General features: G+C 31.2%; 16 protein-coding genes. 4 read left to right on the top strand and 12 right to left on the bottom strand.

What is annotated here, in order from left to right; genetic code table 11:
- Positions 1-33: 33 nt before the first annotated feature.
- Entirely contained in the window at positions 34-933 is a 900-nt protein-coding gene (locus LG651_RS09365) for an EamA family transporter (protein WP_226695873.1), read from the top strand.
- Between the two features lie 73 nt (positions 934-1,006).
- Entirely contained in the window at positions 1,007-1,762 is a 756-nt protein-coding gene (locus LG651_RS09360) for a hypothetical protein (RefSeq protein ID WP_226695872.1), read from the top strand.
- Between the two features lie 2 nt (positions 1,763-1,764).
- Here the strand turns inward: LG651_RS09360 and LG651_RS09355 are convergent, their stop codons facing one another.
- The 5 genes from LG651_RS09355 to nfsB all read right to left on the bottom strand — a co-directional run bounded on the left by LG651_RS09355 (position 1,765) and on the right by nfsB (position 6,357).
- The gene (locus LG651_RS09355; protein ID WP_226695871.1) at positions 1,765-2,880 is read right to left on the bottom strand and encodes an MBL fold metallo-hydrolase; all 1,116 of its coding nucleotides are present in this window, start codon (positions 2,878-2,880) and stop codon (positions 1,765-1,767) included.
- A 22-nt stretch (positions 2,881-2,902) separates the two neighbouring features.
- Positions 2,903-4,792, bottom strand: coding sequence for a monovalent cation:proton antiporter-2 (CPA2) family protein (locus LG651_RS09350; RefSeq protein WP_226695870.1), 1,890 nt, complete (start codon positions 4,790-4,792; stop codon positions 2,903-2,905).
- A gap of 3 nt (positions 4,793-4,795) precedes the next feature.
- On the bottom strand, positions 4,796-5,389 hold the full coding sequence (locus LG651_RS09345) for an NAD(P)H-dependent oxidoreductase (protein ID WP_226695869.1): 594 nt from the start codon (positions 5,387-5,389) through the stop codon (positions 4,796-4,798).
- A gap of 26 nt (positions 5,390-5,415) precedes the next feature.
- On the bottom strand, positions 5,416-5,556 hold the full coding sequence (locus tag LG651_RS09340) for a hypothetical protein (RefSeq protein WP_226695868.1): 141 nt from the start codon (positions 5,554-5,556) through the stop codon (positions 5,416-5,418).
- A gap of 285 nt (positions 5,557-5,841) precedes the next feature.
- The gene (gene nfsB, locus LG651_RS09335) at positions 5,842-6,357 is read right to left on the bottom strand and encodes an oxygen-insensitive NAD(P)H nitroreductase (RefSeq protein ID WP_226695867.1); all 516 of its coding nucleotides are present in this window, start codon (positions 6,355-6,357) and stop codon (positions 5,842-5,844) included.
- 234 nt (positions 6,358-6,591) lie between these two features.
- Here nfsB and LG651_RS09330 point away from each other — a divergent pair, with 234 nt between their 5' ends.
- On the top strand, positions 6,592-6,942 hold the full coding sequence (locus tag LG651_RS09330; RefSeq protein WP_226695866.1) for a winged helix-turn-helix transcriptional regulator: 351 nt from the start codon (positions 6,592-6,594) through the stop codon (positions 6,940-6,942).
- A 59-nt stretch (positions 6,943-7,001) separates the two neighbouring features.
- On the opposite strand, the gene LG651_RS09325 is transcribed toward LG651_RS09330, so the two are convergent.
- Positions 7,002-8,156 (bottom strand): adenylyltransferase/cytidyltransferase family protein, encoded by a 1,155-nt coding sequence (locus tag LG651_RS09325; RefSeq protein WP_226695865.1) that lies wholly within the window; start codon positions 8,154-8,156, stop codon positions 7,002-7,004.
- A gap of 187 nt (positions 8,157-8,343) precedes the next feature.
- On the opposite strand from LG651_RS09325, the gene LG651_RS09320 reads away from it, so the two are divergent.
- A complete protein-coding gene (locus LG651_RS09320) occupies positions 8,344-9,114 on the top strand; it encodes a LuxR C-terminal-related transcriptional regulator (protein ID WP_226695864.1) in 771 nt (256 codons plus the stop codon).
- On the opposite strand, the gene LG651_RS09315 is transcribed toward LG651_RS09320, so the two are convergent.
- From LG651_RS09315 to LG651_RS09290, 6 genes are all read right to left on the bottom strand, one after another.
- On the bottom strand, positions 9,111-9,743 hold the full coding sequence (locus tag LG651_RS09315; protein ID WP_226695863.1) for a peptidase associated/transthyretin-like domain-containing protein: 633 nt from the start codon (positions 9,741-9,743) through the stop codon (positions 9,111-9,113). The genes LG651_RS09320 and LG651_RS09315 overlap by 4 nt on opposite strands.
- Positions 9,744-9,870: 127 nt before the next feature.
- Complete coding sequence (locus LG651_RS09310; protein ID WP_226695862.1) at positions 9,871-10,416, bottom strand: DUF4251 domain-containing protein; 546 nt, start codon at positions 10,414-10,416, stop codon at positions 9,871-9,873.
- A 58-nt stretch (positions 10,417-10,474) separates the two neighbouring features.
- A complete protein-coding gene (locus LG651_RS09305) occupies positions 10,475-11,521 on the bottom strand; it encodes a glycosyltransferase family 9 protein (protein ID WP_226695861.1) in 1,047 nt (348 codons plus the stop codon).
- Entirely contained in the window at positions 11,518-12,369 is an 852-nt protein-coding gene (locus LG651_RS09300; RefSeq protein WP_226695860.1) for a DMT family transporter, read from the bottom strand. Before LG651_RS09300 ends, LG651_RS09305 begins: the two co-directional genes overlap by 4 nt.
- Entirely contained in the window at positions 12,359-13,273 is a 915-nt protein-coding gene (locus LG651_RS09295) for an EamA family transporter (RefSeq protein WP_226695859.1), read from the bottom strand. The genes LG651_RS09300 and LG651_RS09295 overlap by 11 nt, the downstream gene beginning before the upstream one ends.
- 69 nt (positions 13,274-13,342) lie before the next feature.
- The gene (locus LG651_RS09290) at positions 13,343-14,896 is read right to left on the bottom strand and encodes a DEAD/DEAH box helicase (protein ID WP_226695858.1); all 1,554 of its coding nucleotides are present in this window, start codon (positions 14,894-14,896) and stop codon (positions 13,343-13,345) included.
- Between the last annotated feature and the right edge of the window lie 173 nt (positions 14,897-15,069).

The following is a 15,069-nucleotide window of genomic DNA, read 5'->3' as shown; positions in this document are numbered from 1 at the left end:
AAAATGCCATAAAAACTTATATTCGCCGTCATTATGTGGATGTATTTAGGACTTTTAGCAGCACTTTTTTTAGGTTTACACAACTTGTGTAAAAAACATGCGGTACAAGGCAACGAAGCCTTTCCTGTTTTATTAGGCACGGTTAGTAGTGGTTTTATATTTATAGCCACATTTTATTTGTTGTCTATTTTTTACCCAAACTATGCAGTTAGCCAAGGGTATAATTTTCAAGTTATAAGTTGGCAACAGCATGGTTATATTTTTATAAAATCAATTATCATGGCGGGCTCATGGTTATTGGCCTATCAAGCTTTAAAGCATTTGCCAATAACTATAGTTACTCCTATTCGTTCTGCTGGCCCCTTTTTTACATTTATTGGTGCTTTAGTAATTTATAAAGAATCACCTAATTTTTTCCAGTGGATTGGTTTTTTTCTAATTATTTTGTCGGTTATATTATATTCAAAAATTGGTAAAAAAGAGGGTATTATATTTAAAAAAAATAAGTGGATATTTGCGATAATTGCGGCTACTTTTTTAGGTGCTAGTAGCGGTTTATACGATAAGTTTTTAATTCAGAATTTAAACTTAAACCCGCAAACATTACAATTTTGGTTCTGCTTTTATACCATTTTTATTTTAATAATTATTTTATGCTTTACTTGGTTTCCTTACAAGCACAAACGTAGTGCATTTAAGTTTAGGTGGAGTATTATTGCGGTTGGTATTTTGCTACAAACTGCTGATTATTTTTACTTTAAAGCTTTGCAAGATCCTGATGCTTTAATCATGTTACTTTCTGCGATAAAACGAAGTCAAATAATAATAGCTGTTGTGGTTGGTGGACTTGTTTTTAAAGAAAAAAACAAACGTAAAAAATTGGTGCCACTTTTTGGGATTATGCTTGGTGTTTTTCTTATCTTATATTCTTAAATATGATCGCATTATTTACATTACTATTTTAACAATTATAAATTTAATTTAGAATAGAATTTTGATATATTTAATGAAAGAAAAACTTTTCCAAATATTGATTACGAAAGAAAATACAACTAAACCTAACCATCCAAAGAGAATTAAAATTTTAAATGGCATAATAATTTTGTCTTTTTTAATTTCTTTATGGTTCAGCTTATTTTCAATAAAATATCATCTAATTTATAGTGTCCCAGTCATCATTATTAGCATCGCTTTAAAATACATAATCTTATCTACACATAAATTAAACCCTTTTTTTATTCTAGGGTTAATTTTTACGTTCATTTCTGATATTTTAATTTTTGATAATTTTCAAAAGTATTATACCTATATCTCCATTTCAACTATTTTATGCATAATTTCCTATATTTTAATGGCTAAAAGTTATTTGCATAAAGGGAAGCTAAAATCCATATTATCTACATCTGCTTTTTTAAGCTTAGGTCTAATTTTATATGTTCTTGTTTCACTTTTAAAAGTTTTATCTTTCGAATTACCAGACTTACATTTAATTTTAACAATAATTGCCACTGTTAGCTTTATTATTTATTTTATTTCTGCTGGAATTATTTATTTAAAAGGTATTTATCATAATGGTGTTGTATTACTTATTTCAGTTATTTCATATTTTTTTCAACTCATTTTTAGTATTATAAATGAATTTGTATTTTTTGAGAGAACTTTAACCACCCTTATACTAATTTGCCATATTGGTTCTATATGGTTATTAATGAAGTTTTTACTGGACGCTAGAGTTATTGAAAATAATATGATAGATAACTAAAATTAATCTAAGCCTTCAAACCAAAATTTATAACCCTCATTTTCTTCTAAACTATTTATATAGATGAGGTCTCCTATCTTTGGAACGATAACGTTTATTTTTTCTTTTTTTGAGGCTTTAATAAAGCGCTCTACAGGATCTGTCCAAGTATGCATTGCAAGTTTAAACGCGCCCCAATGTATAGGCATTACTTTTTTTGCATTTACATCCAAACCTGCTTGAACAGTTTCTTCAGGAAACATATGTATGTCTGGCCACATTTCGTTGTACTGGCCACATTCTATCATTGCGAAGTCAAACGGACCGTACTTCTCGCCTATTGTTTTAAAATGATCGGCATAACCACTATCGCCGCTAAAGAAAATATTGTCATTTTTGGATTGAATTACCCACGACGACCAAAGTGTTTTAGCTCTATCGGATAATCCGCGACCAGAAAAATGTTGAGCTGGTGTACATACAAATTTAAAATCGTTAAATGTAGTTTCTTCCCACCAATCGAGTTCTGTGATTTTGTTTTTATCAACTTTCCATTCAAGTAAATGCGCACCAACGCCAAGTGGCATATAAAAATGACCAACTTTATCTTTTAAAGCCTTTATCGATTCGTAATCTAAATGATCGTAATGATCGTGAGAAATTAGTACGGCATCAATTTTTGGTAATTGTTCAATTGTAATTGGCAATTCTTGAGAAAAACGCTTACTTCCTAAAGTTGGATGTGGCGCAGGAACACTGCTTAACATAGGGTCTATTAAAATAGTTTTACCTTGTGTTTGCAGTAAAAATGTTGAATGCCCAAACCAAACTAACCGTGTATCACCTTTGTAATTAGCAATATTTAAAGAATCAATTTTTGTTGAAGGTAAATCGTGTTCTGGTTTTGTATTTGGCTGACTTTTAAAAAAACCCATTAAGGCCTTACCCATATCTTTTAAACTCATATCGAGTTTAACATCTTTGGTGTTTTTGAATACACCATCCTTATAATTTTTAGAATTTTTATAACTTTCAATTGCTTCTTTAGATGCTTTTCCGCCAAATTGAGGACTAAATTGTACAAATAACACCACAATCAATGCGATTGCAGCGACAACTATTACGATGCTTAACACCATTCGGTTTAAAAATTTTAAAAGTTTACGCTTCACTAGATTTTTCTAATTGCTTTCTTATATGTTCGCTATCCCAATGATTATCGTAGGCTACAATGCCTCGTTTAAAGTCATCTTCAAGCAATTTTTCTTGCTGTTCTATTTCTTTTCTCGCCATAAACACATAGTCTTCTTCCCGCTTAGGTTCAGAAGCTAACCGCCTTAAACTGGCTTCATCATACTTAATAAAATTCTGCACTTGACGGTTTAAAGTATATTTTCTAAACCCTAATTTATTAAGTGCATCACTCGCCAACGCTAAAGACGTATCTAAAGTTTCACGGTAAATATTAGTTACATCAAGATTTAATAACTCGTAAGCATCGTAACGGTTTTTAGTACGCACCAACATCTCAACATGCGGATATTTTTCTTTTACAATTTTACTAATGGCTTTAGCTACAGAAACTTTGTTTGTGGCACAAATAAGCAATTTAGCTTCGGCAATTCCAGCAGATTCCAACAAATCTTCTCGTGTGGCATCACCATAATATACTTCAAATCCCATTTTACGAAGGAAATCGACACGATTAGAATCGAAATCTAAAATAGTAGCTTCTACGCCATGAGAACGCAAAAATCGTCCAACCGTACTACCAAAATGCCCAAAACCAACTAATATTACTTTTTGCGATTTAGCGATATGATCCATTGGTCGTTTAATAGATTCTTTAGTACCTACTTTCGGAAGAATTAGCCGCTCATTGATTACTGCTAAAATTGGTGTTAACGACATAGATACTGCTGTAATTACTAACATCATATCCATTTGTTCTTGCTCTAAAATATTAAGCTGAAAGGCGAACGACAACAATACAAATGCAAACTCACCTACTTGAGCTAAACTAAAAGTTAACAATACATTTTGATCGAGTTTTAATTTGAAAATACGCCCAGTAATGAATAGCACCAATGCTTTTATAGCAATAATTGCGATTAAAATACCACCAATTGTTAACGGACTATTAGCAATCACCACAAAATTAATAGAGGCACCAACTGCCATAAAAAAGAGTCCGAGTAGTAGATTTTTAAAAGGTTCCAGTGTGCTTTCTAACTCGTGTTTAAACTCACTTGTTGATAATACCACACCACCTAAAAAGGCACCTAATGCAGGGCTTAAGCCTACAAATTCCATTAAGTAAGAAATCCCAAATACTATTAAAAACGCAGCTGCAATCAACAACTCTCTAACACCTGTTTGTGCTACTTTGCGTAACATTGGTACAACTATAAAACGACCAGCCAAAACAATAAGGACTACCGATAAAATAATAGCTAAAGTTTGTAATCCTATTGGTAAACTTTGAATTAAACTTGATGCCGAATGTGATGCTTCATCACTTGTATGTTCCGAAGAGTTACTTAATAACGGTAAAGCACCAATCATAAATATGACAATGATATCTTGGAATAATAAAATGGAAAACGAGCTAGAACCAAAGGTGGTATTCATTAATCCTTTTTCCTTTATAGTTTGCAATGCAATTGCGGTTGATGATAGTGCTACAGCCATACCAATAGCGAGTGCAACCTGCCATTCGTAACCTAAAAATGCAAAGAACACATAAGTTAGACCTACTGTTAATGCCACTTGTATTCCACCCATACCAAGTATAGATTTTCGCATGTTCCAGAAATTTTTTGGTTCAATTTCTAGACCAATTAAAAACAGCATTACTACAACACCAAACTCTGCAAAGTGTAAAATATCTTCGCCTTCTTCACCAATAAACCCGAACACATAAGGACCAATAAGAACACCAGCTAATAAATATCCAATTACCGAACTTAATCCTAATCGCTTTGCTATCGATACACAAATAATGGAACCAGCAAGAAAAACAATCGCTTCAAATAATAAACTTCCAGACATATGTTACGCGGTTAAAATTTCTAAATCGTTTAAGAAAAAACAATTAGATAGCTGGGTTGCATAAAAATCACCTTGTAGCAAATCTATTAATTGTTCGTATTGGTTGGCATAACCTAATAAATCTTCTTTAGATAAATGGTGCGTTCCCATAACAGCAAAAGGTGGTAAATAATTCATACCACACAATGTAGCAGTTTGTTCAAAAGGTCTTAAAAATTCATTTATTGTATAGGTATTATAGCCTTCCGTACAATACACTTCGCGAGATCCACCAGTAGTAATAACATTAAAAACGGTTTTATTTTGCAATACTTTTCCGTGTGGACCGTATGCCCAATTAAATTCTAAAACTAAATCCTGCCATTGCTTTAAAATGGCTGGACTACTGTACCAATACAACGGATGATGCCAAATAACAATATCGTGTTGAAGTAATAACTCTTGTTCTTGTTGCACATTAATATGAAAGTTGGGATAATGCTCATACAAATCATGAAATGTTACGTGCGCCTTATCTTTTATTCGGTCGATGAGTGTTGCATTGACTCTGGATTTTTCAAATTTGGGATGTGCGAAAAGAATGAGTACTTTTTTCATTGGCTATTTTGGTTGACTTTTAAACTTTAGTTGCTAATTATGCTTTCCGTTAAAGTTACTAATAATTTCACTTTGTCTTCATAATATGCATCAGGATGCGCATTATTATAACTTCCTCTATCATTGTCAAAATATGTGCCTGATTGGTTTTTATGACGTTCTGACATCTTTACATAAATTTGATAGTATAGTAAAAAAAAACCACATATAATGTATTTTACATTTTGTGGCTTTTTCTTCTGTTAACCAAATTAACAATTTTTAATATATTGTTTGGTCGGAAAACGACTTTAGAGTGTAGTTACAATTTATATTTCAGTGAAGATTTCGCTTTCTGGTAATCTAGATTTTGGTGTTTTATCTGTGGTGTTAAAGTCAGATTCTGCTCTATAGCCTATAGAAACGGCAACTAAAGCTGTAAATCCTTTTTCTCTTAACCCGAATTCGTCATCTTAAGCTTTTACATCAATACCTTCCATTGGTGTGGCATCTATTCCTAAAGTTGCAACACCTAACAAAAAGCTACCTATGTTAAGATATACTTGCTTTTCCATCCAATGATTTAAATCTTTTAAATCGTATTTATGGATATTGGCAAATGTTTTAACAGCACCTATAAATCCGTTTTTTATATCTTCATTTGGGAAGCGTCCATTTTTATCATCAACATCTGCAATGTGTTTGTAATAGTCTTCATTGGCATCTGTTTTTGCACAAAAAAGCACAACAGCTGAAGCATTTGTTACTTTAGGTTCGTTAAAGTGGAAAAAACCTTGTGTTCCTTTTGCTATACGTGCTTTTCCTTCTTCAGTTTCAGCAATAATAAAATGCCAAGGTTGTAAGTTTACACTTGATGCGCTCATTCTTAACAAGCTTTTTACTTGATCCATATCTTCTTTAGATATTTTTTTGGTTGAATCAAATTCTTTAGTGGTGTATCGCCAGTTTAGTATTTCTTTTAAATTCATTATAAGTGATTTTTGTATTAATATTTAAACTATAAAAAATATAGTTACAAAAATAATGTTAGTAATACTTTTATACAAGAACGGTCGTAAATGATAGTATAACAAAGTTGAATTAAAAACGTTTAAATCATAGTAACAGCAAGGGTTTATAAAGGTTGTTAAATTTACTATAAAAAGTATAGTTGTATAAATAATTATAGTATTATACCTTTGTGTTAAGTAATAATTGATGCTATGTATACATTTAAAGGAAAAGAATACCCATGTTGTGCTAGTTTAACCATGGGACTTATTGGCGGAAAATGGAAAACAGTGATTCTTTTCCATCTTATAAATAAGACATTACGCTATAATGAGCTGCGAAAAAAAATGCCAACTGTTACCGAACGCACATTAAGTTTACAACTAAAAAACTTAGAAGAAGATGGTTTAATAAAACGAAAAGTTTACACCTCCAAACCACCATTAAAGGTAGAATATTCGTTAACAGAATTCGGAAAAACGTTAATTCCAGTAGTGCAGTCTATTGCAGATTGGGGTGTTATGACTGTAGAGGATAAAGGAAAATTTACAGGAGCGAAATAAAAAAACAGCAATAAGCACTGGACTACCGCTGTTTATTTATGTTTTATTTTTTATAAAAATTATAATTCCGATCCTTTACGGCGTATTTTAATTGGCATTGTCCCCTCAATTGGTTTCTCCGAAATTAAAATTAGATAACCACCGCCACCTGCTCCAGAAAGTTTCCAACCAAGAGCTTTCTCTTTATAAGGCTCCATAGCTTTAAGTACTTTTTTGTTTACCATAGCAGGAAACATTGTTGTTTGGGCATTAAATGAGTCTACAACTCCTTTTGCGAAACCTTTTAAGTCTTTATTATTTATGGCTTGCCAAGTATTTTCAGCTGCCTGTGTAAGCGATTTTACATTTTCTTCGTTAATATAAGTTTCACCTAACAAATCTAAATCATCTTCACGTGGCCAAAGCAATACCATACTAATATGCTTTTCTAACCATTTAAATGTTTCTTCGTCATGATTTTCTTCAAATTTAAGTGGCCAATACCCATTATCATAATAATGCCTAACCAAACCAGGCATACAGATACCAATGGCATCTTGAGCACCAGAAACAAACTCTTTACCAGGAATGTTTTCGAAACTAAAAAGCATTTTAGCTATTTTTTTAGGCTTTTCTAATGGTAAGTTATACGGCCATATTTTTTTTGCAACATTACGAGTTGAGGTAGACATACCTGCTCGCTCAAAATATTCAAAAATAGGTTCTAATGATAATGTTAATGCCCAACCTGGAGCATATTTAGATACGTAAGGTTGGTCTATCCAAGTACCTGCTAAATCTATTCTGTAAGGCAAGTTGCAAAAGTTCGATTTGCGTATACTAGTCGTAGATCGCTCTGGCAAGCCAGTTTCAGGAAAACGCTCTAAAACATGTAATTCTATGTTTAATTCTTCGCAGATTTCACGTTTTAAATCGGAATAACCATCTTCGTTTACTACAAAATAGTCTGGTTTTAATTCGCGGAGTTCTTTTTCAAAATCTAATAATCCAGAACCACTGTTTACAAATGCATCTTTTACATGGCGAATGGCTTTTACCATATATAATCGTTCGTCTTCCGAGTTAATTGTTTCTCTCGCTTTTAACTCGAAAACAGTTTTGTCTGAGCCAAGACCTACATAAACATCGCCAAAGCCAGACGCTTCTTTAAAAAACGCGACGTGGCCACTATGCAACATATCGAAGCAACCTGAAACAAAAACTTTTTTTGTCATACTTAAAATTTTATTGAAGTTAAAAATAACTATTAATCAAGTTTAAGAAAATATTTTTCAGCAAAATATATGAATAAAATGGTATATCAAAACAAAACACTTTAAAGGATTTTTTTTTCTTTGAATGGTATTTATTGTATTAAATATTTTTTTATTACATTGAAAACAAATCAAATAAGACTTTTTTATGGATGCCAATATTGTATCTTATAGTAAGATTTTTAATTCGAATAATAACTACAATGGTGAGTTGGTAAAAAATTATATTGACAGACTTAAAGAATTAGATTACCATACCCCATCGTTAGAATCCTTTATTTTGGTAACTAATACCTCTACACAATCCTACGAATACGTAGGTAAAGATTTTGAATTAACCTTAGGATTACAAAGAAATAGCATGATTTCGAATGGTCTTAATTACTATATTTCTCATTACCATCCAGATGATTTGCCAATTCTTTTAAAAGCTTTTGAAGATTTAATGGCATTCACCATGACAAAGCTTAAATTAGAACAACGGAGGCGTGTAGTATATTCTTGGAATTATCGTATCAGAAATAGTAATGGGGCGTATAAAAATATGCAAGTTCAACAAACACCTATTTTTTTTGACGCCGACGGAAAACCAATTATTGGATATTCTCAAAATACGGTTACTGGGAATGGTAAATGTCGTCCAATTATTGCTACTTGTAAATTTTTGAATGAGGATAATATTTTTGAAACTTTGTATGTTAAAAATTATTATTACGATAGCTTGGTAGCGCTACTATCAAAAAGAGAATTAGAAATAATTTCTTTAATTGCTAAAGGTAATACAACAAAAACTATAGCAGGCTATTTAAACATAAGCCATCAAACCGTTAGTTCGCACAGGAAAAATATACTAAGCAAAATAGAATTAAATTCTACAGCAGAAATTATTGCTTACTGCAATAAATACGACATTTTTTAAAACGAATCTGTTTCTTCTTTGCCCAAAATAATATTTCGTTTTGCAATAAATAAACCTTCTTCTTTATTAAAAGTTAAGTCTAAAATTCTTGTCGGATTTGTTTTCTCGATATCCTCTCGACAAGAATCTTTTAAAGAAGGGTCATCGTTAAAAACATAAGATTCTATTTTCTTTTCGTCTTGACCGGGCGCCTTAATAATAGGTAAAATTTGTTTAATTTCTTTTCCATTAAAATAAGAACCTGGAACAAATGTGTAGAAGGTATATTTTCCATCTGCATTTGTTTTTATCCAACCTCGATGATGAACATAACGTTTTTTATTTTCACGTTTTAATTCAAAGTTTCCATTTTCATCGGTCTGATGTATAAAAAGAATAACATTTTTAGCCGGTGTAACACCATCACTCTCAAAAATAGTACCCGTAATTTTTAATTTGTTTGTTTTTGAAACAAAATCAGGTATAGTATCGACATTATTTAAATGTTTTTCGGAATAATCGTAAACAGGACTTCGCTTCTTAAAATTTTGAGGAATATCATTACTAAGAGCTGCCGTTTCTTGAGAATTTAAAGTATTAAATACACATAAAGTAATTAATAAACTAAAAAGGAAGGTAGACTTTTTCATGGAACAAGTATTAATTAATCAACTCAAAATTAATCAACTAATAACTATGATTCTAAAAAACTCGTTTGATTTAATAATTTATACGATTAATAGATAAACCGTTTATTTTTCCGCTTTACGTACCAATTTATTCTACAGTTTTATTTACAGACCCTGTATAGCTTATAGAAAATCGAGAAGAACTATTTAAAGACATCGAACTTTTTAAATTTGGCCAAAGTGTAATGTAAACATTAAAGTTTTCAGAATTACTTTTAGCATTAAATGAAATATTATAACCAGCATCTTTTCGTTTCGAAACTTTATAGTCACTCATTAATCCTTTAAATTGAATGGCGCTGTCGGTGCCACCATAATTAACATGCATTTGCCTTTCTCCAAAATACGGCAAATAAGAATATATGCTATCGCCAGAAATTTTTAAATAATTTGAATTACCAATTAAATTTATACTACTCGCATTACTACCCGGTTGCAATATTCCTGAGTTTAAAACTTGCTGCATGGCATTTGTAACTTGCGGGTTTGCCCAATCAGACTCTATTATAAATTTTTTATTTTCAACTAATTGCGTTAAAGTTTTTATTTCACTTTCGCTTGCTTTATTTTTTGATGATTTACAAGAAAACTGAATAAATACAGCTGTTAATATTAAGGCATAAAACGTTTTCATAACTCTATTTTTCCTTAAAATACAATTTTATAACCGAATTAAAAAGAATAATATATAGTTAATCTAATATGGTGCTAATGGCCTTAATCCAATCGTTTATAGAGGATTCGTTTGTATTTAAGGCAATATTTTTGTTGCCATAAGGCCCGTACACTGTTAAATCTGTTGGAGCAAAAAAACCAACTGTTGGCGTTAAACTGGCACTTGCCAAATGCATTACGCCATTATCGGCCGCAATAAAAACAGCAGTATTTTTTATAATTGCTGCCATTTCACGAATATCTTTACTGTAAAAATGAGGTGCTTTAAAATTAATTTTCGAAATATTCTCAATGGGTAACATCTCAATTATATTGTAATTTGGGTATTCTTTTAATAACCTATCATAAAAAGTGCCCCACCAAGCTTCGGAATAACACTTGGAGCCTGTAGCATTTGTATAAATGCATATAGTTTTTTTATCGTTTTTTATAATATCATTTAAAATTCGATTACCATTTGCAATTTCAGCATTGTTCAATTTTATATTTAAAACAGGTAATTCACTTTCGTTTTTTGCAAAACCTAGGTTTTCTAAAAATCGGCGTAAATTATAAATCGGTTTTTTTGAAATATGTCTGTAATCTGGAAATTTGCTCGCAATATCGTCATAATGCTCGCCAAACACTTTAAATTTAGCTCGACTAATATTGGTTAATAATTTACCAGAAGATGAGTTTGTATCGCCATTTATTACTAAATCGTATTTTTTTTGTTTTACTGAAACCCAAACCATAACATATTTAATAAGATGATTGAATGGCTTTTTTGGTAGCTGAATAATTTTATTTACGGCTTCGTAATTTTGAAAAACGGGTTCAGCCACACCTCCTTTTACAAATAAATCGATATTACAATTTGGAAACGTATTTATAACCTCTTGCACTATTGGAGTAAGTAATAATTGGTTTCCTAACCTGTGGTTTGGCCTAATTATTAGTACATTTTTTACAGGCAATGGCTTTGATGCATCAACATTTGGAATTTTATACGATTTACCAACGTTTTTGGTAATGGTTCGCATAATTTTTCTTCTAATGTTATTTATACTACCGGGTACTTTCATTTATTCTTGTCCATTTTAGCTTTATAAACTACGTTTAAGATTAATCCAGTTATAATTAAAGCGATGCCTAATAAACTCCAAACCGTATAAATTTCGGAAAACATAAAAACACCAAACAATACGGTAAAAATAACTTCTAAATATTTTAAAGGAGCTACTTGATTTGTCGATGCTACTTGAAACGCCTTAGTCATGTAAACCTGCCCAAAATAACCAAAAACCCCCAAACTTAGCAATAAAACTAATTCCATTGCTGTTGGCGTAGTCCAATTAAAAACTGAAATAACCCCACCAACAATAGTAGATATTACCATAAAATAATTTACAACTACTACCGGATGTTCACTTTTGCCAATTTTGCTTAAAACAACGTAAACCATTCCGCTAAAAAGTGCCGCAACCAAAATAAGTACTAAACCATATGTGTTTATTTGAGTATCGAATCCTTTAATAATTAAAACGCCAAAAAAGGCTATGGCAAAAAATAGCCATTGCCATTTTCTAATACGTTCCTTTAAAATAAAAATAGCCAAAACCGAAGCGAAAATAGGTGCTAAATAACGTAATGTAACCGCAGTACCAATGGGTAAATATTTGGTAGACATAAAGTAAAGCGACATAGAAGTAACACCTACTAAACCACGAATTATCATTAATTTTTTATTATTTCCTAATACTGGAATTTTATTTTTAAATAAAAACCCAAACGTGAAAACCAAAGATCCTACCGAACGAAAAAACACAATTTGAAATGCATTTACATTTACTAGCGATTTTACTATGGTGTTCATACATGCAAAAGCCATAGTGCTTATTAACATGAATTTTATTGCTGCTTTAACGTCCAATACTTCTCGGTTTAAATTTGCGTTTTGTATTAATAAAATAAACGCCTGTTAATAATATAACTGCTGCTATAACAGATTGCACAGTAATTGTTTCGTCTAAAATCCACCAACCTAATAAAAGTGCTATTATAGGGTTAACATAAGTACTCGTGGCCACTTTTTCGGGTGATACTTCTTTTAACAAATAGTTAAATGCCGTAAAGGCAACAGTACTACCAAAAATAATTAAGCCTGATAAAGACCATATTACATTAGTGCTCCAAGTGTTAGGTGCTGTCCAAGTTTCACCAAAGCAAAAACTTAAAATAAGCAGCATAATTCCGCCAAAAAGCATTTGATATGCTGTATTTACAAACGAATTTTTAGGTAATTCGGCTTTTCCAACAAATAAACTACCATAAGCCCAACTTATCATACAAATAAAAATCATAATCATTCCTGTAATTTGATTTTCTTGACTAATTATTTGTTTTTGACTCACCAGTAAATATATACCAATAAAACCTAAAGCCACACCAATATATGACATAGCAGATATCTTCTTTTTCTGAAAAATGCGCATTAAAATTAGAACTACTAGCGGTTGTGCAGAAATTTCTAAGGCTGTAAAACCGCTATCTACAAACTTTAAGGCCCAAACCACTACGCCATTACCAAATGTTAAAAATAAAAAACCGGCGATAATAGTATTTTTTAATTGCTTTTTAGTTATTGAAATATCTAATTTTAAAATTTTAGCAATTATAAAAATGATAATACTAGCAGATATAAAACGTAAAGCGGCAATTTTAAACGGTGGCAATTGCGTAACCGCAATTTTATTTAGTAAATAAGTTGATCCCCAAATTACATAAATAGCAAAAAAGGCTAATACAATAGAGATTGTTTTACGGGAAACACTCATAGTTTGCTTAAAATAAAAATGCTAATTTAAAGCTTATTTTGTGTTTAGTTTATAAAAGAAGTAAATAAATTAATCCTCTGGTGGATATCCGTGAATGGCTTCAAAAACTTCATCGAAATTATTGCGTAAATAGGAATTTAATTTTTTACGATAATCGCCTTTTAACCATTCAACAAAGTTAAAAGTACTTTTACTAATACATTTTGTATAACGCCCAATTCTAAAATCAATATCATCTCCTAATTTCTTAGCTAAGGCTAAAGCATCGTAAACATCTTCGCTATTTTCGATACAAATTTTAGCATGATGCTCTATAGAACGCTCCAATACCACTTTTGATGATTCTCCGTTTCTAATTGAACTAACATAGGTTTTTTGAATATCGAAATACACATCTTTAGAGTTAGCGAATTCTGCGCGCAACTCATCTGGCATTTCATACCTAAAATTACTTTCAAGTTCTTCGTCACTTAAAATATTATCTAAATAAAAGTTTGGAGATTTAAAAATACGCTGCCAATCTAAATCGTCACCCCATGGACCAAATCGATGGAAATTGTTACCTAAATCAATTACCGAAAACGTTTTTTTATCGTTAAAAATACGCGAACCACGACCAATCATCTGGTAGTAAAGCGTTAAGGATTTGGTGGCTCTGTTTAAAATAATACTTTCTACACTTGGCTCATCGAATCCTGTGGTTAAAATACTCACCGATGTTAATATCGCATCTGGCGTTTTCTTAAACCATTTTAATATCATGGCACGCTCCTTTTTAGTATTTGTATTATCGAGGTGTGCAATTGGGTAACCCGCTCTTCTAAACGTATCATAAACGTGTAAAGACGTATTTATACCGTTATTAAAAATTAGTGTTTTCTTACCTTTCGAGCGTTCTTCGTAGGCTTGTAACAATTTGGTTAACATATCGTTATCCGTATATAAATCTTCCGAAGATTTAACCGTATAATCGCCATTAGCTCCAACAATTAACGATGTTAGCCCAACGTTATAAGTAAACATTTCGGCACGCGCCAAAAACCCGTTTTCTATTAACGACTCAATACTTTCACCAACAATAAGCTCATCGTAATTATCAGTCATTGGTAATTCAATACTCGAACTTAAAGGTGTTGCCGTAACCCCTAAAATAAACGACTGACTAAAAAATTTAAACAGTTTAGTAAATGAATTGTAATGTGCTTCATCAATAATTACTAAGCCAATATCAGAAATATCTAATTTGTTATCGTTTAAGCGGTTATTTAAAGTTTCAACCATGGCCACGAAACAGCTGTAATCGGCTTGATCGCTTAAATCTGCTTTACTGTCAACCACTTTATTTAAAACTCCAAATTCGGTAAGCATTTTCGAGGTTTGTTTACAAAGCTCAATTCGATGCGTCATTACAATAACCTTCTTTTTATGATGCTTAAGGTATTGTCTTACAATTTCAGAGAAGATAACTGTTTTACCACCACCTGTTGGTAACTGATAAAGTAAATGGTAATCGGAAGGAGATTCTTCGAAAGCTGTAAAAATCTTATTTATTGCACCTTTTTGATAACTATAAAGGTCTTTTCCTGTTTTTCTTTCTTCTAATTCTGTTTTTGAAACGGACATGTTTAAATTTTTCTGACGTGCAAAAATAACATCTTTAAAGGGTTTCTAAAAGTAATATTAAGCTAAAATGTAGAATTTCTTTTAACAATTAATTACCGTAAGCTATAATTGCATCAAATAATATTAGCATATATTTATCAAATCTTTTTACAATTATAAAATGAATTATACAT

Origin of the sequence: Neotamlana sargassicola, assembly GCF_020523965.1 — a bacterium.
Taxonomy (GTDB): domain Bacteria; phylum Bacteroidota; class Bacteroidia; order Flavobacteriales; family Flavobacteriaceae; genus Neotamlana; species Neotamlana sargassicola.
Note: the sequence above shows the minus strand (reverse complement) of the source record. Positions and strands in the feature narration are given on the sequence as shown.

Excerpts from the sequence above, each read along its gene's own strand:
- nfsB (WP_226695867.1), bottom strand. The coding sequence starts at position 6,357 with ATGAATTTAAAAGAAATACTAAACTGGCGATACACCACTAAAGAATTT.
- LG651_RS09320 (WP_226695864.1), top strand. The coding sequence starts at position 8,344 with ATGGATGCCAATATTGTATCTTATAGTAAGATTTTTAATTCGAATAAT.
- LG651_RS09330 (WP_226695866.1), top strand. The coding sequence starts at position 6,592 with ATGTATACATTTAAAGGAAAAGAATACCCATGTTGTGCTAGTTTAACC.
- LG651_RS09340 (WP_226695868.1), bottom strand. The coding sequence starts at position 5,556 with ATGTCAGAACGTCATAAAAACCAATCAGGCACATATTTTGACAATGAT.
- LG651_RS09360 (WP_226695872.1), top strand. The coding sequence starts at position 1,007 with ATGAAAGAAAAACTTTTCCAAATATTGATTACGAAAGAAAATACAACT.
- LG651_RS09305 (WP_226695861.1), bottom strand. The coding sequence starts at position 11,521 with ATGAAAGTACCCGGTAGTATAAATAACATTAGAAGAAAAATTATGCGA.
- LG651_RS09290 (WP_226695858.1), bottom strand. The coding sequence starts at position 14,896 with ATGTCCGTTTCAAAAACAGAATTAGAAGAAAGAAAAACAGGAAAAGAC.
- LG651_RS09310 (WP_226695862.1), bottom strand. The coding sequence starts at position 10,416 with ATGAAAACGTTTTATGCCTTAATATTAACAGCTGTATTTATTCAGTTT.
- LG651_RS09315 (WP_226695863.1), bottom strand. The coding sequence starts at position 9,743 with ATGAAAAAGTCTACCTTCCTTTTTAGTTTATTAATTACTTTATGTGTA.
- LG651_RS09295 (WP_226695859.1), bottom strand. The coding sequence starts at position 13,273 with ATGAGTGTTTCCCGTAAAACAATCTCTATTGTATTAGCCTTTTTTGCT.
- LG651_RS09355 (WP_226695871.1), bottom strand. The coding sequence starts at position 2,880 with ATGGTGTTAAGCATCGTAATAGTTGTCGCTGCAATCGCATTGATTGTG.
- LG651_RS09325 (WP_226695865.1), bottom strand. The coding sequence starts at position 8,156 with ATGACAAAAAAAGTTTTTGTTTCAGGTTGCTTCGATATGTTGCATAGT.
- LG651_RS09345 (WP_226695869.1), bottom strand. The coding sequence starts at position 5,389 with ATGAAAAAAGTACTCATTCTTTTCGCACATCCCAAATTTGAAAAATCC.
- LG651_RS09365 (WP_226695873.1), top strand. The coding sequence starts at position 34 with ATGTGGATGTATTTAGGACTTTTAGCAGCACTTTTTTTAGGTTTACAC.
- LG651_RS09350 (WP_226695870.1), bottom strand. The coding sequence starts at position 4,792 with ATGTCTGGAAGTTTATTATTTGAAGCGATTGTTTTTCTTGCTGGTTCC.